General features: G+C 64.2%; 21 protein-coding genes. 10 read left to right on the top strand and 11 right to left on the bottom strand.

Annotated elements, in window-relative coordinates:
• Positions 1–104 precede the first annotated feature (104 nt).
• The 4 genes from HWX69_RS12100 to HWX69_RS12085 all read left to right on the top strand — a co-directional run bounded on the left by HWX69_RS12100 (position 105) and on the right by HWX69_RS12085 (position 3,524).
• Complete coding sequence (locus HWX69_RS12100; RefSeq protein ID WP_156708149.1) at positions 105–731, top strand: RAD55 family ATPase; 627 nt, start codon at positions 105–107, stop codon at positions 729–731.
• A 168-nt stretch (positions 732–899) separates the two neighbouring features.
• Positions 900–2,255 carry a phosphopentomutase/phosphoglucosamine mutase gene (locus HWX69_RS12095; protein ID WP_178917355.1) on the top strand — a complete coding sequence of 452 codons (1,356 nt, stop codon included), beginning with the start codon at positions 900–902 and terminating at the stop codon, positions 2,253–2,255.
• Between the two features lie 55 nt (positions 2,256–2,310).
• The gene (gene cdd / locus HWX69_RS12090; protein ID WP_178917354.1) at positions 2,311–2,703 is read left to right on the top strand and encodes a cytidine deaminase; all 393 of its coding nucleotides are present in this window, start codon (positions 2,311–2,313) and stop codon (positions 2,701–2,703) included.
• On the top strand, positions 2,700–3,524 hold the full coding sequence (locus HWX69_RS12085; RefSeq protein WP_178917353.1) for a nucleoside phosphorylase: 825 nt from the start codon (positions 2,700–2,702) through the stop codon (positions 3,522–3,524). Before cdd ends, HWX69_RS12085 begins: the two co-directional genes overlap by 4 nt.
• 165 nt (positions 3,525–3,689) lie before the next feature.
• Here HWX69_RS12085 and HWX69_RS12080 read toward each other — a convergent pair whose 3' ends face one another.
• Both HWX69_RS12080 and HWX69_RS12075 read right to left on the bottom strand, forming a co-directional pair.
• On the bottom strand, positions 3,690–4,856 hold the full coding sequence (locus HWX69_RS12080) for an NAD(P)/FAD-dependent oxidoreductase (RefSeq protein ID WP_178917352.1): 1,167 nt from the start codon (positions 4,854–4,856) through the stop codon (positions 3,690–3,692).
• 97 nt (positions 4,857–4,953) lie between these two features.
• The gene (locus tag HWX69_RS12075) at positions 4,954–5,493 is read right to left on the bottom strand and encodes an Rrf2 family transcriptional regulator (protein WP_156708154.1); all 540 of its coding nucleotides are present in this window, start codon (positions 5,491–5,493) and stop codon (positions 4,954–4,956) included.
• Positions 5,494–5,630: 137 nt separating this feature from the next.
• Here HWX69_RS12075 and rocF point away from each other — a divergent pair, with 137 nt between their 5' ends.
• On the top strand, positions 5,631–6,530 hold the full coding sequence (gene rocF / locus HWX69_RS12070) for an arginase (protein WP_178917351.1): 900 nt from the start codon (positions 5,631–5,633) through the stop codon (positions 6,528–6,530).
• Between the two features lie 22 nt (positions 6,531–6,552).
• Here the strand turns inward: rocF and trpB are convergent, their stop codons facing one another.
• The 4 genes from trpB to HWX69_RS12050 form a co-directional block, all read right to left on the bottom strand.
• On the bottom strand, positions 6,553–7,713 hold the full coding sequence (trpB, locus tag HWX69_RS12065) for a tryptophan synthase subunit beta (protein WP_178917350.1): 1,161 nt from the start codon (positions 7,711–7,713) through the stop codon (positions 6,553–6,555).
• A 58-nt stretch (positions 7,714–7,771) separates the two neighbouring features.
• Positions 7,772–10,285 (bottom strand): DNA gyrase subunit A, encoded by a 2,514-nt coding sequence (gene gyrA / locus HWX69_RS12060; protein ID WP_178917349.1) that lies wholly within the window; start codon positions 10,283–10,285, stop codon positions 7,772–7,774.
• Between the two features lie 31 nt (positions 10,286–10,316).
• Positions 10,317–12,245 carry a DNA topoisomerase (ATP-hydrolyzing) subunit B gene (gene gyrB, locus HWX69_RS12055; protein WP_178917348.1) on the bottom strand — a complete coding sequence of 643 codons (1,929 nt, stop codon included), beginning with the start codon at positions 12,243–12,245 and terminating at the stop codon, positions 10,317–10,319.
• Positions 12,246–12,328: 83 nt separating this feature from the next.
• Positions 12,329–12,877 (bottom strand): mechanosensitive ion channel domain-containing protein, encoded by a 549-nt coding sequence (locus HWX69_RS12050; RefSeq protein ID WP_178917347.1) that lies wholly within the window; start codon positions 12,875–12,877, stop codon positions 12,329–12,331.
• Between the two features lie 154 nt (positions 12,878–13,031).
• On the opposite strand from HWX69_RS12050, the gene HWX69_RS12045 reads away from it, so the two are divergent.
• The 3 genes from HWX69_RS12045 to HWX69_RS12035 are packed head-to-tail and all read left to right on the top strand — an operon-like array spanning position 13,032 to position 16,839.
• Positions 13,032–15,428, top strand: a complete 2,397-nt coding sequence (locus HWX69_RS12045) for a DNA topoisomerase VI subunit B (RefSeq protein WP_178917346.1) — start codon at positions 13,032–13,034, stop codon at positions 15,426–15,428.
• A 1-nt stretch (position 15,429) separates the two neighbouring features.
• Positions 15,430–16,536, top strand: a complete 1,107-nt coding sequence (locus HWX69_RS12040) for a DNA topoisomerase IV subunit A (RefSeq protein WP_178917345.1) — start codon at positions 15,430–15,432, stop codon at positions 16,534–16,536.
• 42 nt (positions 16,537–16,578) lie between these two features.
• Positions 16,579–16,839: a hypothetical protein gene (locus tag HWX69_RS12035; protein WP_178917344.1), complete on the top strand. Its 261-nt coding sequence runs from the start codon at positions 16,579–16,581 to the stop codon at positions 16,837–16,839.
• Here the strand turns inward: HWX69_RS12035 and HWX69_RS12030 are convergent.
• On the bottom strand, positions 16,836–17,528 hold the full coding sequence (locus HWX69_RS12030) for an MBL fold metallo-hydrolase (RefSeq protein WP_178917343.1): 693 nt from the start codon (positions 17,526–17,528) through the stop codon (positions 16,836–16,838). The two genes, HWX69_RS12035 and HWX69_RS12030, sit on opposite strands and share 4 nt — an antisense overlap.
• A gap of 97 nt (positions 17,529–17,625) precedes the next feature.
• On the opposite strand from HWX69_RS12030, the gene HWX69_RS12025 reads away from it, so the two are divergent.
• Entirely contained in the window at positions 17,626–17,880 is a 255-nt protein-coding gene (locus tag HWX69_RS12025; RefSeq protein WP_178917342.1) for a hypothetical protein, read from the top strand.
• On the opposite strand, the gene ligA is transcribed toward HWX69_RS12025, so the two are convergent.
• The 3 genes from ligA to HWX69_RS12010 form a co-directional block, all read right to left on the bottom strand.
• Complete coding sequence (ligA, locus tag HWX69_RS12020; RefSeq protein ID WP_178917341.1) at positions 17,877–19,523, bottom strand: ATP-dependent DNA ligase LigA; 1,647 nt, start codon at positions 19,521–19,523, stop codon at positions 17,877–17,879. The genes HWX69_RS12025 and ligA overlap by 4 nt on opposite strands.
• Positions 19,524–19,638: 115 nt before the next feature.
• The gene (gene psmB, locus HWX69_RS12015; protein WP_178917340.1) at positions 19,639–20,358 is read right to left on the bottom strand and encodes an archaeal proteasome endopeptidase complex subunit beta; all 720 of its coding nucleotides are present in this window, start codon (positions 20,356–20,358) and stop codon (positions 19,639–19,641) included.
• 40 nt (positions 20,359–20,398) lie between these two features.
• Positions 20,399–20,575: a hypothetical protein gene (locus HWX69_RS12010; RefSeq protein ID WP_178917339.1), complete on the bottom strand. Its 177-nt coding sequence runs from the start codon at positions 20,573–20,575 to the stop codon at positions 20,399–20,401.
• Between the two features lie 305 nt (positions 20,576–20,880).
• Between HWX69_RS12010 and HWX69_RS12005 the strand changes: the two genes are divergently transcribed.
• On the top strand, positions 20,881–21,243 hold the full coding sequence (locus HWX69_RS12005; protein WP_178917338.1) for a DUF555 domain-containing protein: 363 nt from the start codon (positions 20,881–20,883) through the stop codon (positions 21,241–21,243).
• On the opposite strand, the gene HWX69_RS12000 is transcribed toward HWX69_RS12005, so the two are convergent.
• Positions 21,240–21,788 (bottom strand): CBS domain-containing protein, encoded by a 549-nt coding sequence (locus HWX69_RS12000; RefSeq protein ID WP_178917337.1) that lies wholly within the window; start codon positions 21,786–21,788, stop codon positions 21,240–21,242. The two genes, HWX69_RS12005 and HWX69_RS12000, sit on opposite strands and share 4 nt — an antisense overlap.
• Between the last annotated feature and the right edge of the window lie 127 nt (positions 21,789–21,915).

Raw genomic sequence — 21,915 nt, 5'->3', positions numbered from 1 at the left:
TCCGCACACCGCTCCCGTGGTTTGCAGTCCCAACCGCTGTCTTGCCGAATCAACACACAACCTTGCCAGAAGGTTTAATCAGGTGGACATGCAAACAGCAACAGATGAGCGAGCGCCTCAGGACCGGAATCAACGTTCTCGACCGGAAGCTCAACGGTGGGATTCCGGCCGGGAGCATTGTGGCGCTCACCGCCCAGCCTGCGAGCCAAGCGGAACTGTTCCTGTACGAACTCACGGCCACTCGCGGGACGTTGTATCTCTCCCTCGATAGAACAGGCGACTCAGTCTCCAACAGCATCGACAACTCGAACACGATGACGGGAGACCCGACCGTCCGGGACGTGACCGGCGATGCACCGCTCGACAACGCGACGAAACTCGTCTCCGCGCTTCCGGAGTCCTCAAACCTCATTATCGACCCCGCCGACGTGCTCGAACGCCAGGAGCCGACCCGCTATCGGAACTTCATGAACGAACTGCAGAACCACATCTACAACACCGGTGGGCTCGCCGTCCTGCACTGTCTCGACGGCCGCAACGTCCCCGACCTCCGGGACACCACCGAACACATGGCGGATCTGGTGTTTCAACTCGACACCTCGGTGAAGGGTGACCGCATCGAGAACCGCCTCGCAGTCCCCAAGTTCCGCGGCGGACAGGCACTTTCGGACGTCATCAAACTGGAACTGTCCGACGAGGTCGACATCGACACCAGCCGCGACATCGCATAGGGCGGCCGCTCGGGCAGCCGACGATTTATATACGAAACCGAAGCCAGAGAGCCCGTGCTCTGAACGAACGCCGGCAGTCCGCCGAGGTCGAAGCACAGCGTGAGGGTCCTCGGACGGGAGAACTGTCGTTCGCCACTATTGAAGTGTACCCGCCGCACAACTCCGGGTATGGAACTGTTCGGGACCGCCGGGATTCGGGGCGACGTGACGACGACAGTGACGCCGTCGCTCGCGCTCGCTGTCGGCAGCGCCGCGGCCGTCGACGGCGAGACGTTCGTCGTCGGCCGCGACGGCCGCGAATCCGGCCAGGCGCTCGTCGCAGCGGTTGAGGCCGGAATAGCAAGCGGTGGTGCCGAGGTCGTCAGGGTCGGTCGCGTCCCGACACCGGCGCTCGCCTACGCCTCCCGGGGGCGTCGCGGCGTGATGGTCACGGCGAGTCACAACCCGCCGCAAGACAACGGTCTGAAACTGTTCGTCGATGGAACGGAGTACGACCGCACGGCCGAGGAGGCGGTCGAGTCACGCGTCGACGCCGAAACGGAGCTGGCCAACTGGGACACGTGGGGCGATTCGACCCGCGAGGAGGTTCTCGACGACTATCGGAACGCCGTCGTCGAGTACACGCGTCGAGCCGTCGGTGACTGTGAAAACACGAAAATCGCCGTCGACTGCGGCAACGGGATGGCGAGCGTCGCGACCCCCCAGGTCCTCCGGGCGCTCGGTGCCGACGTCGTCGCGCTCAACGCCAACGTCGACGGCCACTTCCCAGGACGCGAGTCGAAGCCCACACCCGAGAGCCTCGAAGACCTTCGGGCGTTCGTGGCCGACGGCGACTTCGAGTTCGGCATCGGCCACGACGGTGACGCAGACCGCATCGTGATCGTGGACGAGCGGGGCGAGGTCGTCCACGAGGACACCGTCCTCGCGATGCTCGCCGGCTTTTACACCCGCCAAAGCGACGCCGCCGACCCGGTCGTCGTGACGACGCCGAACGCCTCGGCGCGCATCGACGAACACGTCGAGTCACACGGTGGCCGAATCGAACGGGTCCGGCTCGGCGCGCTTCACGAAGGCGTCGCCACTGCCCGGAATACGGGGACGGCTGACACAGATGTCGTCTTCGCAGCGGAGCCGTGGAAACACGTCCACACCGATTTCGGACCGTGGATAGACGGCGTCGCCAGCGCCGCGGTCGTCGGTGCGTTGGTCGCCCGCGACGGCCTCCCCGACCTCAAAGCTCCGATTACCGAACGCCCCTACCGGAAGGTGAGCGTCGACTGTCCCGACGACCGAAAGGCGGCGACGATGGACGCTCTCGAAACTCGGCTCCCGGAGACGTTTCCCGAAGCATCGGTCGACACCGAGTACGGCGTCCGGTTGACCTTCGACGACGCGGCCTGGACGCTCGTTCGTCCCAGCGGCACCGAACCGTACGTCCGTATCTACGCCGAAAGCGAGGATGTCGAGGCGCTCGTCGATGAGGTCACAGACGTCGTTACCGCCGCCATCGACGACGTGTCGTAGCCCCGCCGTCGCTTTCGACGGCAGGTATTTGCGCCGGGCGGCCGAGACCCGGCGTATGGACGACAGGGAACTACTCGAAATCGCCCGCGAGGCCGTCGAGCGGTCCTACGCGCCGTACTCGGAGTACTACGTCGGGGCAGCCCTCGAAACCGACGACGGATCGGTGTACACCGGCTGTAACATCGAGAACGCCAACTACTCCAACAGCGTCCACGCCGAGGAGTTGGCGCTGTCGAAAGCCATAGAGGAGGGCCACCGGGAGTTCGAAGCGGTCGCGGTCAGTTCGGACCGCCGGGACGGCGTCACACCCTGTGGGATGTGCCGACAGTCGCTGTCGGAGTTCTGTGCCGCTGATTTCCGCGTTATCTGTGAGGGAGAGGATGGACCGACGACGTACACGCTCGGTGAACTGCTCCCGAACACCATCACGATGGAGCATCTCGAATGACTGGGGACAGCGAGGACCCGAACGACGACGAGCAGTATCACGTCGAACTCGCCGACGGGGACATCGAAGGACCTGTACTCCTCCCGGGCGACCCAGACCGCGTCGAGATAATCGCGGACTGCTGGGACGAGTATCGCGAGCGAGCGTCCCACCGCGAGTACCGAACGCTCGCTGGAACGTACGACGACGAACCGCTCGCGGTCACGTCGACCGGAATCGGCTCGCCGTCGGCCGCTATCGCCGTCGAGGAACTCGCCCGCATCGGTGCCGAATCGTTCATCCGGGTCGGCTCCTGTGGGGCCATACAGGAAGAGGCGTCCGTCGGTGACCTCGTCATCACGACGGCAGCGGTCCGACAGGAGGGGACGAGTGACGAGTACGTCCGTGAGGATTACCCGGCGGCCGCCGCCGACGAGGTCGTCACGGCGCTCGTGACCGCCGCCGAGCGACTCGGCCACGACTACCACCTGGGTATCACTTGCTCGACGGACTCGTTTTACGCCGGCCAGTCACGGCCGGGATTCGAGGGGTTCCGTGCCGCCGGGGCCGAGGAGCGAATCGAGGGACTGCAAGAGGCAGGGGTCCTGAACTTCGAGATGGAAGCCAGCGCCATCCTCACACTTTCGAGTCTGTACGGTCTCCGTGCCGGAGCCGTCTGTACCGTCTACGCCAACCGCGTCACCGGCGAGTTCAGAACCGAGGGCCAGCGAAAGGCCGCGGAAACGGCCTCGCTCGCGGCGGCGCTGTTGTCGAAGATGGACAAGAGGAAAGCCGAGGCCGGTGTCGACCACTGGCACGCGGGGCTGTCGCTCTCGGAGTAAGTACCAATACGAAAGCATCCGCGAGGCGCGCGGAGCTCGCCGAAGCGGTTCCGCCGCGCGACCGAAGGGAGCGCGGGACCGAGGCCCGACTGTAAGGAGGGCCGACGTGTCTTTTTCATCGACGTTTTTCCCGGCGCACTCCGCGCGCCGTGGAAAAAGGTCGTTTTACATGTCCGGGAATGCTTTCGCGGCGTCGGCGAACCCGTTGACCGTCTTGATCCAGCGTGCGGCGACGGTCTTCTTCAGCGCCTTCGCGGCGGGGCCGCCGAAAGTGTCGACGGGCAGCCCCTTCACGTCGTGAGCGACGGCCTTGCTGCCGACGGAGATGAGCGTCCCCTTGTCGTCGTACTCCCACTCCTTCAGCGGCTGGCCGCGGATGGTGCGGGCGATGTTCTCGCCGGCAACCTCGGCGGCTTGCCAGGCGGCCTGTGCGGTCGGCGGTGCGGGCTGTTCCTGGCCGGGCTGGTCGATGAGCGCGGCGTCGCCGAGGGCGAAGACCCGCTCGTCTGAGGTCTGGAAGTTCGAGGCGGATTCGATGCGGTTGCTCCGCTCGTCTTTGTCGACTGCGGCCGTCTCGGCGGCGTCTTGGCCGGTGATGCCACCGGTCCACAGCAGCACGTCGTAGTCGAGTTCCATCTCGTCGCCGACGTAGACGGTTTCCTCGTCGACCTCGCCGATGAACTCGCCGGTGTGAATCTCGACGTCTTTCTCCTCCAGCAGTTTGCGGAGTTTCGCCTGCACGACGGGGTCGTTGTTCGGGAAGACGTTGTCGAGCCCCTCGACGAGGTGGACGTCGAGTGGGGCGCGGTGTTTGTCGCGGAACTCCGCGATTTCACCGGCCGACTGGATGCCGGAGAGGCCGGCACCGCCGACGATGACCTGTGCGGGGTCGTTCCGGGAGGCTTCCCGGGCAGCCTCGGTGATGGCCTCGTGGATTTCGAGGGCGTCGTCGAGTGACTTCAGCGTCAACGAGTGTTCCTTGAGGCCGTCGATGCCGAAGAAGGCAGTCTGGGAGCCGAAGCCGACGAGGAGGTAGTCGTAGTCGATGGTGGAGTCGTCGTCGAGCGTAATCTGGCGGTCCTCGGTGTCGATTCCCTCGACGCGGCCCTGTACGAACCGGGTCGACGGCGATTTGATCTCCGACACCGGGAACGTGATTTTCTCCTGTACCTCGGGGTTACGAATACAGCGGTGGGATTCGTGGAGAACGAGGTGGTGGTCGACGTCCGACACCCACGTAATATCCGCCTCTCCGTCGAGTTCCGATTCGAGCCGTTTGACCGCGCCGGTGCCGGCATAGCCGGACCCAAGCACGACGACATCGTCCGTCATGTAAGGCAGTCGGGATGCCTGCGATACAAACCTGTTGGAACCGCGTGGCTGGCGAAAGTTGCCGATTCGACTTCCCTCTGGTGGTTGTGATTCGCTATCAGTGAGCAGCCTCCTCGTTTCCGGCCGGGGCCTCCATCTTGTCGATAGTGAGGATGAGGCTGTTGTTCGTGTCGTCTTTGCCCTCGATGGTCCCGGCGATGAGGAGTCGCGACAGCGGGGTCGGCCCGACGGTGATGTCGTCGCCTTCGCTGAAATCGGCGATGGAGCCCTGCAGTTTGATTTCGGCGCGACACAGTTCGGGGTGGTGGACGCTCGTGAGGTCGATTTCCTGTACGTTCGCGCTTTCGATGAGTTCGCCGTTGTGTCGGAAGGGAACGTCCGCCGCTTGATCCATCTCCTGTATCTTCAGCGCATCGTAGGCGTTCGCCGTCGGCTTGTAGCCGCCTTTCGGGCCGGGTACACCCTCGACCAACTGGAGTGCCTTCAGACTCTGCATCTGATTTCGAATCGTTCCGGGATTTCTGTCTACCTGTTCGGCGATGTCTTCCCCTTTGACGGCGCTTTCGGACTCACGGTGAAGGTTGATGAGCTCCTGAAGAATCGTCTTCTGGCTGGGGGTGAGCTCGATTGATGACATAAGCTATCATTCGATAGTTCCGTCCTTAAACCCGACGGTGGGGGAGTGGCGTTTCGGCGGCGTTCGGTTTCCTCACGGTCGCTGACGTGAAGGGCCACTGGCGGCGGTTTTTAGACGGTCGGTACTGTACCGGTGGTATGGACCTCCGAGTAATCGGTGCGCCGATGGACCTCGGCGCGGACCGCCGTGGCGTCGACATGGGACCGTCGGCGATTCGGTACGCCGGTCTCTCCGATGCCGTCCGAAACGTCGGTCTCTCCTACGACGATGCTGGTGACTTGCCTGTCCCGCGCCCGGAAGGCCGTGACCCGAACGCCGAAACGCCGGGTGAGGGTCGAGCGAAGTACCTCCGGGAGACGCGGTGGGTGTGCCGCCGGGTCGAGAGCGCCGTCGCCGACGCCATCGACGACGGCGACCTCCCCTTGGTCCTCGGCGGCGACCACTCCATCGCCATCGGCAGCGTCGGTGGGGCGAGCGCGGACCAGGATATCGGCGTCCTCTGGCTCGACGCCCACGGCGATTTCAACACGCCGGAAACGTCTCCGAGCGGGAACGTCCACGGGATGCCCGTCGCAGCCATGCTCGGTCGTGGAGCGTTCGCCGAGAAGGGGTGGGCCAACGCGGATATCGACGAGGAGAACATCGCGATGGTCGGTCTTCGGGACATCGACGACGAGGAGCGTCGCGCCATTCGCGACAGCGACGTGACGGCGTTCACGATGAGCCACATCGACAACCGCGGGCTCGTCCCGGTCATCGAAGACGCCATCGACGCAGCGCTCGGCGGCGTCGACGCGCTGCACGTCAGCCTCGATATGGACTTCCTCGACCCCGACGAGGCCCCTGGCGTCGGGACGCCCGTCCGTGGTGGCGTCACGTACAGGGAGGCACACGCCGCGATGGAACTCATCGCCGACACCGGTGCCGTCCGGTCGATGGAGGTGGTCGAAGTCAACCCAATTCTCGATTCCCACAACCGGACCGCGGAGTTGGCCGTCGAGCTAATTGCGAGTGGCCTCGGAAAAGTGATTCTCTGAAGCCGAGCGGAGACAACGGACGCTACAGGTCGAGCATCGACGCGACCTGCTGTATGTCCTTATCGCCGCGACCGGAGAGGTTCACGACGATGGTGTCGTGGTTGCCTTCGTCGGCCAGTTGGCCGGCCAACGCGACGGCGTGGGCGGTTTCCAGCGCCGGGATGATGCCCTCCAACTCCGAGAGGTCCCGGAACGCGGCCAGCGCCTCGTCGTCGGTGATGCCGCGGTACTCACAGCGGCCGACCGCACGGAACATGGCGTGTTCCGGGCCCACACCAGGATAATCGAGTCCGGCGGAGACGCTGTGGACCTCCACATCGTCGTCGATGACACGCGTCTTCATCCCGTGGATGATGTCCTCGTTGCCGGCCGCAAGCGGTGCGGCGTGGCGCTTCGAGTCGGCACCCTCACCGCCGCCTTCGCCGCCGTAGAAGTCCACGTCGTCGTCCCGGAAGGCGTGGAATAGGCCGATTGCGTTCGACCCGCCGCCGACGCAGGCGACGCAAGCGTCCGGGAGCCCGCCGATTTGCTCTTTGGCCTGCTCGCGGGCCTCCTTCCCGATGACAGACTGGAACTCCCGGACCATCCGCGGGAACGGGTCGGGACCGACGACGCTGCCGACGAGGTAGTGGGTGTCGTCCATGTTCTCGGCGAAGTCCTCTAAGGCGGCGTCGACGGCGTCGGCCAACCCGGACCCGCCGCGGGTGACCTCGTTGACCTCGGCACCCATCAGGCGCATCCGGAAGACGTTCATCTGCTGGCGCTCGACGTCTTTCTTCCCCATGTAAATCTCGGTGTCGAGGTCGAACAGCGCACCGACCATCGCCGTCGCGGTGCCGTGTTGACCGGCACCGGTTTCTGCGATGATGCGCTCTTTGCCCGCCTTCTTCGCCAACAGCGCCTGCCCGACGGCGTTGTTGATTTTGTGTGCGCCGCCGTGGAGGAGGTCCTCGCGTTTGAGGTAGATGTCGGCGCCGTAGGCCTCGCTGAGATTCTCGGCGTGGAACAGCGGCGTCGGCCGACCGGCGTACTGTTCAAGGACGTGCCGGAACTCCGCTTGGAACGCCTCGCTATCGACGATGTCGTCGAACGCACCGGCCAACTGTTCGAGCGGTTCGAGCATCGGTTCGGGGACGTAACGCCCGCCGAACTCGCCGAATTCGTTGTCGTCCGCGTCTGACATGGATAGTGGTACGCACTACCGTACAAAACGGTTGCGAAGTGGACAGAGATGTCGACGATTACTCGTCGTCCGTCTCCTCGGCAGACGCTTCGTCGTCGCCGTCGTCCCCGGTGTTGTCGACAACGTCAACGCCAGCGACGTGGTCGTCATCGTCGAGACGCATCACGACGACGCCCTTCGTGTTTCGGCCGACTTCCGAGACCTCGTCGACGTGTGTGCGCATGATTTGGCCAGACTCGCTCATGATGACGAGTCCGTCACCCGTCGAGACGGCGTTGATGGCACAGACGGGGCCGTTGCGTTCGTCGGTTTTGATGTCGATGAGGCCCTTCCCGTAGCGGGACTGCTGGCGATACTCGCTCAGCGGCGTCCGCTTGCCGTAGCCGTTCCGCGTCACCGTCAGTAGGTCGCGGCCGTCGTCGGGTTTCGCCGCGACGAGTCCGGCGACTTCGTCGCCGTCTTGGAGTTTGATGCCGTTGACGCCACGGGCGGACCGACCCATCGGCCGGGCGTCGGCCTCGTCGAAGCGGATGGTCATCCCCCCTCGTGTTCCGATAAGCAGGTCGCCATCGCCGGTGGTGACTTCCACGTCGACCAACGCGTCGCCCTCTTCCAGTCGGACGGCACGGATGCCGCCGGAGTGAACGTTCTCGAAGTCCGAGACCGCGGTCCGTTTGACGTAGCCACCGCGGGTCGCCATCGCGAGGTACCCGTCGTCGATGTCGTCGGTGTTGACGACCGCAGTGATCTCTTCGCCGTCGTCCAAATCGAGGACGTTGACCGCCGAGGTGCCCCGAGCGGTCCGGCCCATCTCCGGCAGTTCGAACACCTTCAGGCGGTACACCTGCCCCTGATTCGTAAAGCAGAGCAGGTAGTCGTGCGTCGAGGCGGTGAACACCGTCGAGACGCGGTCGCCCTCCTTGGGGCGCGTCCCGATGATGCCCTTCCCACCGCGGTGTTGAGTGTCGAACTCCGCGAGCGTCATCCGCTTGACGTAGTCCTCCTCGGTGACGACCACGACGACTTCCTCCTCGGCGATGAGGTCCTCGCGGGTGACCGACCCCGCGTCCTCGATGATTTCGGTTCGGCGGTCGTCGCCGTACTCGTCTTTGATTTCGCGGAGCTCGTCTTTGATGACCCCGAGCAGTTCCGACTCGTCGCCGAGGATGGTTTCGAGGCGCTCGATTTCGGCCTGTACCTCCTCGTACTCGGCTTCGACCTCGCCGGCCTCCATCGAGGTGAGCGACCCCAACTGCATTCGGACGATGTGTTCGGCCTGCTCCGTCGACAGTTCGAACTCGGTCTCCAGTCCGGCGATTGCGGCATCGCGGTCGTCGCTGCCGCGGATGAGTTCGACGACGTCGTCGACGTTGCCCAAGGCGACGAGTCGACCTTCGAGGATGTGGGCGCGGTCTTCGGCCTCCTCGAGTTCGAACTGTGAGCGTCGGCGCACGACCTCGCGGCGATGCTCGACGAACTGCTCGAGCATCTCCTTGAGGTTCAACACTCGCGGTTGGCCGTCGACGAGCGCCAACGAGATGACCGAGAACGTGTTCTCGAGGTGGTGTTCGAGCAGTTGGTTCTTCACCACGTCGACGTTCGCGCCGCGCTTGCAGTCGATGACCACGCGGATACCGGTCCGGTCGGACTCGTCGCGGATGTCGCTTATGCCCTCGATTTTGCCCTCTTGGACGTCGTCGGCGATGCGCTCGATGCGGCGGGCCTTGTTCTGCTGGTACGGCATCTCGTTGATGACGATGCGGTCGCCGCCGCGGTCGGTGTACTCCACGTCGATGTCCGCCCGCACGCGGAGTCGGCCTCGCCCCTCGGTGTAAGCGTTCATCAACCCTTCGCGGTTGACGATTTTCGCGCCCGTCGGGAAGTCGGGCCCCTTGACGTACCCCTCGGAGTTCGGCGTGTCGATGAGGTCCGACACCGAACAGTCGGGGTTGTCGATGAGGTGGATAGAGGCGTCGATAATCTCGCCGAGGTTGTGCGGCGGGATGTTCGTCGACATCCCCACCGCGATACCCGAGGCGCCGTTGACTAGCAGATTCGGCACCCGCGCGGGCAGCACTGCGGGTTCGGTAAGCCGGTCGTCGTAGTTGCTCTCGAAGTCGACGGTGTCCTTCTCGATGTCCGCCAGCAGTTCCTCGGCGATGGGGGCCATCCGGGCCTCCGTGTACCGCATCGCTGCCGGCGGGTCGCCGTCGACCGACCCGAAGTTACCCTGCCCGTCGACCAGCGGGTAGCGAAGCGAGAAGTCCTGTGCCATCCGGGCGAGGGCGTCGTAAATCGCGCTGTCACCGTGTGGGTGATAGTTACCCATCGTCTCGCCGATAATCGACGAGGACTTGCGGTGGCCGGCGTGGGCGGTGACGCCCATCTCCGACATGGCATACAGGATGCGTCGCTGGACGGGTTTGAGGCCGTCGCGGGCGTCGGGCAGTGCACGCCCGACGATGACGCTCATCGCGTAGTCGATGTAGGACTGCTCCATCTCGTCTTCGATGCGGACGGGCTCTATTCGGTCTGCGGGTTCGTCCGGGGGTTCGGGTGTCTCTGAACTCATGTGTGAACTGGTGATTTCTCGTCGTTCGTTCTCAGATGTCGACCCATTCGGCGGCGTCGGCGTGTTCCTTGATGAACTGTTTTCGCGGTTCGACTGCGTCGCCCATCAACACCGAAAACATCCGGTCGGCCGCGGCCGCATCTTCGATGGTTACCTGCTTGAGGATGCGGTTCTCGGGGTTCATCGTCGTCTCCCAGAGCTGTTCGGGGTTCATCTCGCCGAGGCCCTTGAACCGCTGGACCTGCGAGGGGTTGCCGTCACAGATGTCCTCGACGATTTCCTCGCGTTCTGCCTCGGTCATCGCGTCGTAGGTCTCGCCCTTGTACCGGATGCGGTACAGCGGCGGCTGGGAGGCATAGACGTAGCCGGCCTCGATGAGCGGCGTCATGTGCCGATACAGGAACGTCAACAGCAGCGTCCGGATGTGGGCGCCGTCGACGTCGGCGTCCGTCATGATGATTATCTTGTGATACCGGGCTTCCTCGATGTCGAACTCCTCGCCGATACCCGTCCCGATGGCGGTGATGAGGTTCCGAATCTCGTCGTTTTCGAGGATGCGGTCGAGTCGGTGTTTCTCGACGTTGAGGATTTTGCCTTTGATCGGGAGGATGGCCTGGTATTCGGGGTTTCGGCCCTGTTTGGCCGACCCACCTGCGGAGTCACCCTCGACGACGAACAACTCCGAATCCTCGGGGTCACGCGTTTGACAGTCCGCAAGTTTGCCGGGAAGGCTCGTCGACTCCAGTGCCGACTTCCGACGCGTGAGTTCCTCGGCCTTCTTGGCGGCCTTTCGAGCCTTCGCCGCTTCGACGGCTTTCGAGATGATGGCTTCTGCGGTGTCGGGGTGTTCCTCGAGGTACGTCGCCAACTCCTCGTGGACGGCACCCTCGACGATGCCGCGAACTTCGCTGTTGCCGAGTTTGGTCTTCGTCTGTCCCTCGAACTGCGGGTCGGGGTGTTTGACCGAGATGACCGCGGTCATCCCCTCCCGGATGTCTTCACCTTTCAGCGTGCCCTCCAGGTCCGACAGCATGCTGTTGGAGGTCGCATAATCGTTGATGACGCGAGTGAGAGATGTCTTGAACCCCGTCAGGTGCGTCCCGCCCTCGCGGGTGTTGATGTTGTTCGCGAAGGCGTGAATCGACCCCTGAACGCCTGCAGTCGCCTGTAGGGCGACTTCGACGTGGATGTCGTCTTCCTCGTCGGCGAAGTACACCACGTCCTCGTGGAGCACGTCGCGCGTCTCGTTGAGGTACTCGACGAACTCCTTGATGCCGCCTTCGTACTCGAATGTGGACTCGACGATTTCTTCGGGGTCGTCGGGCCGTTCGTCCCGAATCGTGATTTCGACCCCTGGGTTGAGGAAGGCGAGTTCACGGAGTCGCGATTCGAGCGTCGAAAACGTGAACTCGGTCGTCTCGAAGATGTCGTCGTCGGGCCAGAACCGAATCTCGGTGCCCGTCTCCTCGTCGTCGGCCATGTCGCGAATCCGTTCGAGGTCGTCTTCGGGTTCGCCGTGGTCGAAGCGGTGTCGCCAGACCGCGCCATCGCGTTTGACTTCGACTTCGAGCCACTTCGAGAGCGCGTTGACGACGGAGACGCCGACGCCGTGGAGGCCGCCCGACACCTGATAGGACTTGCTGTCGAACTTCCCTCCGGCGTGGAGGACCGTCATGATGACCTCGACGGCCGGTCGGTCGTACTCCTCGTGGGTGTCGACGGGGATGCCGCGGCCGTCGTCGCTGACCGACACCGACCCGTCCCCGTTGATGACCACCTCGATGGTGTCACAGTAACCGGCGAGTGCCTCGTCAATGGAGTTGTCGACGACTTCGTAGACGAGATGATGGAGACCGCGCGTATCGGTCGACCCGATGTACATGGCCGGGCGCTTCTGGACGGCTTCGAGCCCCTCCAGTACCTGAATCTGCCCGGCGCTGTATTCACTATCCTGAGACATCTGGATACCTGTCCGTCCCTAACTCCCCACCGGGTATAAATCCCCCGCACGCGCGGGCGCGAAAGCGCGAGAAGCAAGCCCTCTCAGTCGCCCCGTTTCGTCCACTTCGACTCCACGTCTCGGTTGGCGAGAATCGTCGTGTCGCCGTTCTCCAGCGTGAACCGACTCTTCCGGAGTTCGATGGCGGCGACGGTGCCCTCGACGCTGCCGACCGATACCCGATCTCCGACCTCGAAATCGGGGTCCTTGAGAAGGTACACCCCCGCGACGGTGTCCTCTATCATCTCCGAGAGCGCATAGGAGATACCCAACGCGATGAAGCCGACGGCGGTGCCGAGACTCGCCGCGAGGTCACCCAGTCCGACGATCTTCAGGAACGCCAGGCCGACGCCGAACCACATGAAGATGCCCACGACGGTGACGAACAGGTCGGCGACGAGCGACTCTCGGTCCGAGTAAATCCGCTCTAGGGACCGCCGAAGGACTGCCAACACCACTCGGATGAGGATGTACGCGAGGGTGATGAATATCAGCCCCGAGAGCACCCGTGGAATCGCCGCCTGAACGCCCGCTGCGAGTTCGGTGACCGTCCGAGCGACAGTGTTCGTCAGGAACTCCGTGGCCGTTGCCATACGCCGAGGGCGGCCGCCGACAGCAAAAGGGTTCGGCCGCCGGTCGTTCTCCGCGGCGTCAGACTAGCGTCATCGGAGGCGCCCCTCCGCCCGCTTTCACTTTCACTCCGGTAGCGACGAGGTTTTAGGTGCCGGGGGATTCATCACAGAACGAATGACCTCGTTTCAGTCGCAACTCGGGGAGGGCGGCGGCGACGAGCCCATCGCGGAGGAGCTCGCCCGCAGCCAGCGCTCCATCTCTATCGCCGAGTTCTTCGAGAAGAACAAGCAGATGCTCGGCTTCGACAGCGGGGCGAAGGCGCTCGTCACAGCCATCAAGGAGGCCGTCGACAACGCCCTAGACGCCACCGAAGAGGCCGGCATCCTCCCGGACATCTACGTCGAAATCGAGGAAGTCGGCGACTACTACCGCCTCACCATCGAGGACAACGGCCCAGGCATCACCAAAGAGCAGGTGCCGAAGGTCTTCGGGAAACTCCTGTACGGCTCGCGGTTCCACGCACGAGAACAGAGCCGAGGCCAACAGGGTATCGGTATCTCCGCGGCGGTGCTGTACTCACAACTCACCTCCGGTAAGCCCGCGAAAATCACCTCGAAGACCAACAACGGCGGCGACGCCCAGTACTTCGAGTTGACCATCGACACGGACACGAACGAACCCGAAATCGACGTCGAGGAAGGCGCCAGTTGGGAACGACCCCACGGGACGCGAATCGAGTTGGAGATGGAGGGCAACATGCGGGCCCGCCAGCAACTCCACGATTACATCAAATACACCGCGGTCGTGAACCCTCACGCACGAATCGAATTCCACGAACCGAAGGAGTCGTTCAAGTTCGAGCGAGCGACCGACGACCTGCCGCCGGAGACCGAGGAGATTCGTCCCCACCCCCACGGCGTCGAGTTGGGGACGCTTCTGAAGATGCTGGATGCGACTGATTCCTACTCGGTGACGGGGTTCCTGCAGGGAGAGTTCACCCGCGTCGGCCAGAAGACGGCCACCAGCGTCGCCGACAACCTCCGTGACCGACACTTCGGACGGGAGGTCGCCTGGTCCGCGCCGCAGGCCCACGAAGACGCCGATATCCGGGCGGCGGTCACCGCCGCCGTTTCGAACAAGGGCGCCGACGCGACGAAGACACTCGCTACCAACGTTGCCGAAAGCGTCGAGGACGCCGGACGAGTCGCCCACAGCGAGGTCGTCGCGCTGGTCGACGAACACGCCGAATCGGTCGGCGAGGAGTACGACAAGACGTTCGGAGAGACGGTTCGGGAGAACGCCGTCGAGGCGGCGTGGGGCGAGATAACCGCCGACCGACGGTCGGACCTCTACGAACTCGTCGACGACGCCACGACGAGTCGGAAGGACGATGCGGTCGTCGAGGCGATGGCCCGCCGACTGGCCGACAAGTTCGACGACCAGGACGACCAGCGAAACCGCGTCACGCGCGACGAGCTCCGGGAGTTCGTCGACCGGGCCGCCGACATGACCATCGAGCGCGACGACGCCAGTTTCGGCGAGACGGCCCGCGAAAACGTCGTCGAAGCGGTCTGGTCGCAGTCGGTTCGCGTCCCGGACGAAGTGCCGAAAGTCAAAGACGTCGCCGACGACCGCGACACTGCGGCCCGACTGCTCGAAGCGATGCGAGAGACGGACATCCTCTCGCCGCCGACGGACTGCCTCGCTCCGATTTCGGAGGAACTCGTCTACGCCGGCCTCGAAAAGGAGTACGAGGCGGACTTCTACGCCTCCGCGACCCGTGACGCCGAGGTCCACGGCGGGGACCCCTTCGTCGTCGAGGCGGGCATCGCCTACGGGGGCGACCTCGAAGACGGCGGCTCCGTCGAGGTGCTCCGGTTCGCAAATCGCGTGCCGCTGGTCTACCAGCGCGGCGCCTGCGCCACCGTCGACGTGGTCAAGAACATCAACTGGCGCAACTACGGGCTGGACCAACCCGGCGGCTCCGGGATGCCGAACGGCCCCGCGGTGTTGATGATTCACGTCGCCTCGACGAACGTGCCGTTCACGAGCGAGTCGAAGGACGCCGTCGCCAACATCCCCGAGATCGAAGACGAAATCGAACTCGCCTTGCGTGAGGCCGCCCGCGAGTTGAAGTCGTATCTGAACAAGCGCCGCTCGATGGAGAAGCGTCGCCGCAAACAGAACGTCATCGCCGAGATTCTGCCGGAGATGGCCGAGAAGCTCTCGGAGGTGACCGGCCGCGAGAAGCTCGACATCGACGACTCGCTGGCCCGCATCATGAACAACGTCCTCGTCGAGCGAACCGTCGAGGACGGGACGGTCGAACTGACCGTCCACAACCACGGTGACACGAACGTCTCACCCGAAGTCACGGAAATCGTCAGTTCGGACCCCGGCGACCACGACGACGCCACCGTCGTCGAGATGGACGGCGAGTGGTTCCTGAAGTGGTCGCCGACGGTCGCGGCCGGCGACACTGCGACGCTGGAGTACGACATCGACGGCGACGCCGACTTCGACGTCTCCGTCGAGGGTATCGAAGCCGAGAAACTCACAATCAACGCATAACATGAGCACAGACACCGACCCCGACGTGAAGGACGAACTCGCCCGCGAGCGACTCATCGAGCTCGCAGCGGAGTTCTACGACCAGTTCGCCGAGGGTGACGTCCCCTCGATGCAGATACCGACCCGGACGAAGAGCAACATCGTCTTCGACGAGGACAACGACGTGTGGGTGTACGGCGACCGCCACTCCACGCGGTCGGCGAACAGCGTCCGCGGCGCCCAGAAACTCCTGAAGGCCATCTACACCATCGAGTTCCTCGCCAACCAACTCGACGAGGACCGCTCCTCGACGCTGCGTGAGTTGTACTACCTCTCTGAGTCGTGGGACGAAGAGCGCGCCCAGTTCGGCGGCCAAGACGAGTCAAACCAGCTCGTCGAGGACCTCGAAATCGTCAGCGGCGTCACCCGCGAGGACTTCCACATGCGCCCCGAGGAGTCCGGGGCGACGATTATGGGGCCGCTGTTCCTCCGCGAGCAGACCCGCCGCGGCGAGCGGGAGATTCACTGTCAGAAGGACGTGGGTGAAGGCGGCTATCAGATTCCGAACAACCCCGACACTATCGAGTTCCTCGACAACGACGCCGACTTCGTACTGTGTGTCGAGACCGGTGGGATGCGCGACCGACTGGTCGAGAACGGCTTCGACGAGGAACACAACGTCATCGTCGTCCACCTCAAGGGCCAGCCAGCGCGTGCGACCCGCCGCATCACGAAACGACTCCACGACGAACTCGATTTGCCGGTCGTGGTGTTCACCGACGGCGACCCGTGGTCGTATCGCATCTACGGCTCGGTCGCTTACGGCTCCATCAAATCCGCACACCTCTCGGAGTACCTCGCGACGCCCGAGGCGGAGTTCGTCGGCATCCAGCCCGAGGACATCGTCGAGTACGACCTACCGACCGACCCGCTGTCGGATTCGGACATCAACGCCCTCGAGAGCGAACTGGAGGACCCCCGATTCCAGAGCGATTACTGGACCGAGCAAATCGAACTCCAACTCGACATCGAAAAGAAGGCCGAACAGCAGGCACTCGCTTCGCGAGGGCTGGATTTCGTGACCGACACCTACCTACCCGAGCGGCTCGGGGAGATGGGCGTCCTGTAGGGGAGGGGACTGGTTTTTACGGCTCCGAACCCAAGATTCGATATGAAGTGGCGCTGTGTGGAGTGCGAGCGCGTCTACGACAATCCACCGGAGACCTGCGTCTGTGGCGCCGCGAACGTCACTCCCGACGACGGCGAGGACCCTCGATACTCGCTGTCGGCACTCCGCGAGCGCCTGGTCGACCCGCAGTCGAGCGACCGCAGTCTCGTCCGCGATGAGCCCTACGTCGCCGTCGCCTTCCGTGTCCTCCTGGCGCTGGCGTTGCTCGGTGCCGTCGTCGTGACGATACAGGCGTTCGTCTAACCGTCGAGTTCGACGGCGACACCCCGCTCGCGGAGGTCCTCGGCGAAGGCCTCGGCGTCGGTTTCGATTTCGGGGAACGTGTCGTAGTGAATCGGGACGACCAGTTCGGGGTCCATCGCCTCGGCGAGGTCGGCCGCCTCGTGGCGGTCCATCGTGAACGTTCCGCCGATGGGTGGACAGAACACGTCCACGTCGAGGTGTTCGTGGCCCGCCAGTACGTCGGTGTCGCCGGGGCAGTAGACCAAAACGCCGTCCAGCGTGACGTGAAAGCCACAGCCGCGGCCTTTCGGGTGATACGGCTCGCCGGAGGGTCTGACGTGTGGACCGCCGGGGTCGTTGTACGCTGCCGTCGTCCGGACGATGGCGTCGTCGACGGCGATATCGGATTCGGCGTCGACCTCCCGAACCTCGTAGGGGAGGTCGGCTGGCCGCTCTACGCCGCGGTCGATGTGGTGGGTGTTGATGCCCTCGAAGACGACGACTGTGGCGTCGTCCCTTACGACGCGTCGAATCGCGTCGGTGTCGTAGTGGTGGTCGTGGGAGATGCAGACGATATTCCCGTCGCCGCCGTCGTAGCCGTCGAGAACACCGTACCGACCAGGGTCGAGATACACGACGGTTCCGGCGGCTTCGAGTCGGAGTGTCGCGTAGCCGAGCCACTCGAGTTTCAGCCCCTCGTGTTCGAGCATATTCGGTGGGAGGCGTTCCGACACCACAAGCCCGGCGGTTTTTCACGCGCTGAAAGTGCGCTGCTCGGTTTATGAGATGGTGGCCCAATTGACTCGTATGGCGACGGACGAGGAGCTGAAACAGCGTGTCACGCAACTGGAATCATCGGGGAACACCGGTGGCTTGGCGCCGGCATCGGCGAGCGAGGAACTGGCTGAGTACCGAGCGACGACGAGCGAGATACACGACGAACTCGCTCGGCGAATCGAGGAACTCGACGACTGTACCGCCGCCGAGGAGGCACTCGAGGAGATTATCGACCGGCTGGACGACCTCGAAGCGCGTCTCGACGACCTCGAGACCCGGAATTAGGCGTCAGCGAGCCGTTCGACGCGTTCGAGGCTGTCGGCGTCGTCGGGTGATTTGTCCTCTCGTATGCCGACGAACCGCGGAAAGCGAAGGGCGTACCCTGATGAGTACGTCGGTGAGCGCTGTATCTCCTCGTATCCGACCTCGAAGACGACGGCCGGTTCGATGTCGACCTCGGTGCCTGATTCGGAACGAACGTACGGCTCCAGTCGGTCGTGTAACGCCGCGAGTTCGTCGTCGGTGATGCCGGTCGCGACTTTCCCGAGCGTCTCGTAGCTGTCCGGCGTTCGGGCCGAAAGCAGGAACGTCCCCAGCAGGTTCGCCCGACGCCCCTCCCCCCACTCGGCACCGGTGACGACGAGGTCCAGCGTCTCCACGTCGGGCTTTCGCTTCAGCCAGTTCTTTCCGCGATTTCCCGGCGTGTACGACGAGTTGGGGTTCTTGAGCATGATTCCCTCGTGGCCGGCATCGAGAGCCTCGGCCTCGAAGTCGGCGACGGCGTCGGCGTCGTCGGTCAGGACCAACTCCGAAACGCCCGACGAAAGCAGGTCACGCAGGTGGTCGTGTCGCTCGACGAGCGGTGCGTCCAGCAAGTCCTCGCCGTCGATATGGAGACAATCGAAGGCGTGTAACTCAACGGCGACGTTCTCGCGGGTCGCGGCTACGTCGTGCTTGCGGCGGAACCGACGGAGCACTTCCTGAAACGGTAGCGGGTCGCCGGCCTCGTCGACGGCGACGACTTCGCCGTCGAGGATAGCCGGTACATCCAGTTCCCGGTCGACGAACTCGTCGACCTCCGGCAGCGGGTCGGTCACGTCTTCGAGGTTCCGGGAGAACAACCGCGTCGTCTCGCCGTCGTGGTGGACCTGTACCCGCGCTCCGTCGAACTTCGTCTCGACGGCCGCTCGTTCCCACTCCTCGAGGGCGTCGACGGCGGTCCCGGCCTGTGCGAGCATGGCTTTCACGGGGCGGCCGACTTCGAGGCGTACCTCGTCGAGTCCCGCCTCCCCCTCCTCGCGGGCGGTCTCGGCGACGAGTCCGCAGTCGTTCGAAACTTGTAGAGCGCGTTCGACCGACTCGACCGGTACGTCGAAGGCCTCGCTAATCCCGTCGCGGACGGTTCCCTCGCCGACGCCGATGCGCATCTCACCCAACACGAGACGGGCGAGAAAGCGGGCTTCGAGGTCGTCGGCGCGGTTGAACAGTCCGAACAGCGTGTCGAGTTTCGTGTCGGTGCTGCCCGACCCTTCGGCGGCCGCAAGCGACCGGAGTTGGTCGTCCACCTCCGAGACAGTGCGCGCTTCGGCCCCACCGGCCCCGAAGGCCGAAAGGCCCTGCTGGCCGCCCAAATCGAGGCTTTCGGCGACGGCGCCGATTTCGCCTACCTCGGCCAGTCGGTCCTCGATATCGGCGGCCGAAACGTTCGTTCCGGCGGCCTTCGCCAGCGCCTCGTAACACAGCGACGGCCCGATGTCGAGTTTCGTCCCGTCGTGGGCGGGGAACACCCGACCCTGCACGAACCGGGCAACCGTGTCGAGTTCCTCACCGGCCTCGACGAACAGGTCGGCCACGAGCGCGACGGTTTCGAGGTCCGCAGGCTCGGCTTCCATCTCGGCGGCGCGGTCGGCGAAGGCGGCGAACTCCATCGCTGTCGGCTTGGCAGGTACCGGGATTAAATGATGTGACTCCGGTCGAACATCGCAGGCTACGGACGACCGGTGGACGGAAGCGAGAACGGCTGAAAAGTGAGAGATTGCGGCGTTACAGTACGTCGTCGAAGTCCTTGTGGCCCTTGATGTCGACACCCTCCTCGGTGACGGTGGCGAGGAACACGCCGTTGCCGGAGCCGGTGTCGCGCTCGACGGCGGATTTGATGCCGGAGGCGGCGACGCGCTTTGCCTCCTCGTTGCTCATTCCTTCCTCGTACTCGCGTTCGAGGGTCCCGTAGGCGACGGTCATCCCGGAGCCGGTGATGGTGTAGTCGTCGGCCATCACGCCGCCGGCGGGGTCGATGGAGTAGACGTGGTGGCCGTCGTCGTCGACGCCGCCCAGGATGGGGTTGATTGCGAAGAACGGGCCGCCACGGGCGAAGTTCCCCGCTAGCGTGGCCAGCGCCTCGATGGAGATGTCCTCGCCGCGACGGGCCTCATAGAGGTTGACTTCCGCGCGGAGCGAGCGGATGAAGGACTGAGCGCCGCCGACCGAGCCGACGAGCGTCAGTGCGGCCGTCGGGTGAATCTGTTCGACCTTCTGGACGTCCTTGTTCGAGACGAACCGGCCGCCGAGGGAGGCGCGCATGTCCGTCGCGATGACGACGCCCTCGGCGGTCGTGATGCCGATGGTGGTCGTTCCGGTCTTGTTGACGCCCTCCAAATCGTCCGCGGAGAGGTCGTTCGACGGCACCTCGCCGAGTTCGGGTTCGTACGGCGAGAGGGTGTGGTCCTGACCGGTGCGGGGCAGGGAGGTGTCTGGTTGTCGCATTGCACTGCGGTAGAAACCGACCGCAGATAAAACCTTCCGGTCAGGCCGCCGATTCCGCTTTCTCGTGCGCCTCGCCGAGCCGCTCGACGAGTCGCCCGATGGGGAACGGGATGCCCGCTCGCTTGGCCACGAGCCCGACGGGGAGCAGGGTGATGCCGAGGACGATGCTGAACTGGTACAGAGCGAACACGACCGCCCGGTACGCCTTGGATTCCATCTCGGTCGTGGCAATCAGGTAGGTGGATATAAGCTTTCCTCTCGTGTCGCCGTGTCGAATGATAAATCGTGCAGAACAGCGGCCCTGCAGTCATGCGATTCCAGTCGATTTGTGTTTCGACGAACTGAGGTTGTGTAGCCGTCGGCGTCGGTGGATTACCCACGTATCCGGCCAGCGTCATCGCCATAACTTATGAGAACGTTGGCGGTGACGTGCGCGATCCGATTCAGCGATAGACAGACGGGATCGCGAGTCGGCGCTCCTGAAACAATAGGGCTATCCGTCGGGGGCCGCAGGGTTCGGGTATGAGCAACTACCTCGTCGCGATGGAAGCCGCGTGGCTGGTGCGTGACGTCGAGGAGATAGACGACGCCATCGGGGTGGCCGTCAGCGAAGCCGGCAAACGGCTCAACAGCGAAGAGATGGACTACGTCGAAGTCGAGGTCGGAGCGACGCCCTGTCCGGCCTGTGGCGAGGCGTTCGACTCTGCCTTCATCGCCGCCGACACCGCGTTGGTCGGCCTCTTGCTGGAGATGAAAGTGTTCAACGCCGACAGCAAACAGCACGCCTCCCGCATCGCGAAGAGCGAAGTCGGCGGCGCGCTCCGTGACGTTCCGCTGAAAGTCATCGAGGTATTCGAAACCGACGACGCAGACGACGACAACTAGGACATGTGGGCCGCGACGTCGGCCTCGGTGATGATACCCTCCAGTTGCCCGTCTCTGACGACCATCACGGCGTCCTGATGGTTGAGGTGGGCGTTGACCTCGTCGAGGGTGGCGTCGGGTTCGACCGTCGTAATCGCCTCCCGCATCACGTCGGCGACGGGGAGTTCGCCGGCGTTCTCATCGTCGAGTTGCCTGATATCCGAGTTCGAGATGATTCCCTGCGGTCGGCCGTCCCGGACGACTGGGAGTTGTGAGTAGCCTTCTTTCACCATCAGGTCGATAGCCTCGCGGACGCTGTCGTCCGGCGCGACGCTGATGACGCCTTCGTGCATGATGTCGTTCGCGTGCATCACCGCGCTTTCGGCTTCGTCCAGTGCCCCCACGATACGCCGGAGCGTCGAGAGTCGCGGGTCGACATCGCCCCCCTCGATGCGCGCGATGAGTGGCTGTGACACGTCCGCGCGGTCGGCCAGTTCGCTCTGGGTCAACTCCAGACTCGTCCGCCGCTCACGGAGGTCCGCCGGCGTCGGCAGGTCGGTTCCCATACGAACCAATAACTAACAGTTATACAAAAAGCCACCGGCCCGTGTTACGGTCGGTCCGAGGGTTCAAGTACCAAAACGGGACCAACCGGCGTATGCGTCGTGCGTCGGCGGTCGGCCCCCAAGGCGG

The sequence above is a fragment of the Natronomonas gomsonensis genome, from assembly GCF_013391635.1.
Taxonomy (GTDB): domain Archaea; phylum Halobacteriota; class Halobacteria; order Halobacteriales; family Haloarculaceae; genus Natronomonas; species Natronomonas gomsonensis_A.
The sequence above is the reverse complement of the archived record's forward strand: the minus strand, read 5'-3'. Positions and strand labels throughout refer to the sequence as shown.

Excerpts from the sequence above, each read along its gene's own strand:
- HWX69_RS12035 (WP_178917344.1), top strand. The coding sequence starts at position 16,579 with ATGAAGTGGCGCTGTGTGGAGTGCGAGCGCGTCTACGACAATCCACCG.
- HWX69_RS12050 (WP_178917347.1), bottom strand. The coding sequence starts at position 12,877 with ATGGCAACGGCCACGGAGTTCCTGACGAACACTGTCGCTCGGACGGTC.
- HWX69_RS12005 (WP_178917338.1), top strand. The coding sequence starts at position 20,881 with ATGAGCAACTACCTCGTCGCGATGGAAGCCGCGTGGCTGGTGCGTGAC.
- gyrA (WP_178917349.1), bottom strand. The coding sequence starts at position 10,285 with ATGAGTTCAGAGACACCCGAACCCCCGGACGAACCCGCAGACCGAATA.
- HWX69_RS12080 (WP_178917352.1), bottom strand. The coding sequence starts at position 4,856 with ATGACGGACGATGTCGTCGTGCTTGGGTCCGGCTATGCCGGCACCGGC.
- HWX69_RS12000 (WP_178917337.1), bottom strand. The coding sequence starts at position 21,788 with ATGGGAACCGACCTGCCGACGCCGGCGGACCTCCGTGAGCGGCGGACG.
- trpB (WP_178917350.1), bottom strand. The coding sequence starts at position 7,713 with ATGTCAGACGCGGACGACAACGAATTCGGCGAGTTCGGCGGGCGTTAC.
- HWX69_RS12010 (WP_178917339.1), bottom strand. The coding sequence starts at position 20,575 with ATGGAATCCAAGGCGTACCGGGCGGTCGTGTTCGCTCTGTACCAGTTC.
- gyrB (WP_178917348.1), bottom strand. The coding sequence starts at position 12,245 with ATGTCTCAGGATAGTGAATACAGCGCCGGGCAGATTCAGGTACTGGAG.
- HWX69_RS12025 (WP_178917342.1), top strand. The coding sequence starts at position 17,626 with ATGGCGACGGACGAGGAGCTGAAACAGCGTGTCACGCAACTGGAATCA.
- HWX69_RS12100 (WP_156708149.1), top strand. The coding sequence starts at position 105 with ATGAGCGAGCGCCTCAGGACCGGAATCAACGTTCTCGACCGGAAGCTC.
- HWX69_RS12085 (WP_178917353.1), top strand. The coding sequence starts at position 2,700 with ATGACTGGGGACAGCGAGGACCCGAACGACGACGAGCAGTATCACGTC.
- HWX69_RS12095 (WP_178917355.1), top strand. The coding sequence starts at position 900 with ATGGAACTGTTCGGGACCGCCGGGATTCGGGGCGACGTGACGACGACA.
- psmB (WP_178917340.1), bottom strand. The coding sequence starts at position 20,358 with ATGCGACAACCAGACACCTCCCTGCCCCGCACCGGTCAGGACCACACC.
- HWX69_RS12045 (WP_178917346.1), top strand. The coding sequence starts at position 13,032 with ATGACCTCGTTTCAGTCGCAACTCGGGGAGGGCGGCGGCGACGAGCCC.
- HWX69_RS12040 (WP_178917345.1), top strand. The coding sequence starts at position 15,430 with ATGAGCACAGACACCGACCCCGACGTGAAGGACGAACTCGCCCGCGAG.
- ligA (WP_178917341.1), bottom strand. The coding sequence starts at position 19,523 with ATGGAGTTCGCCGCCTTCGCCGACCGCGCCGCCGAGATGGAAGCCGAG.
- HWX69_RS12075 (WP_156708154.1), bottom strand. The coding sequence starts at position 5,493 with ATGTCATCAATCGAGCTCACCCCCAGCCAGAAGACGATTCTTCAGGAG.
- cdd (WP_178917354.1), top strand. The coding sequence starts at position 2,311 with ATGGACGACAGGGAACTACTCGAAATCGCCCGCGAGGCCGTCGAGCGG.
- HWX69_RS12030 (WP_178917343.1), bottom strand. The coding sequence starts at position 17,528 with ATGCTCGAACACGAGGGGCTGAAACTCGAGTGGCTCGGCTACGCGACA.
- rocF (WP_178917351.1), top strand. The coding sequence starts at position 5,631 with ATGGACCTCCGAGTAATCGGTGCGCCGATGGACCTCGGCGCGGACCGC.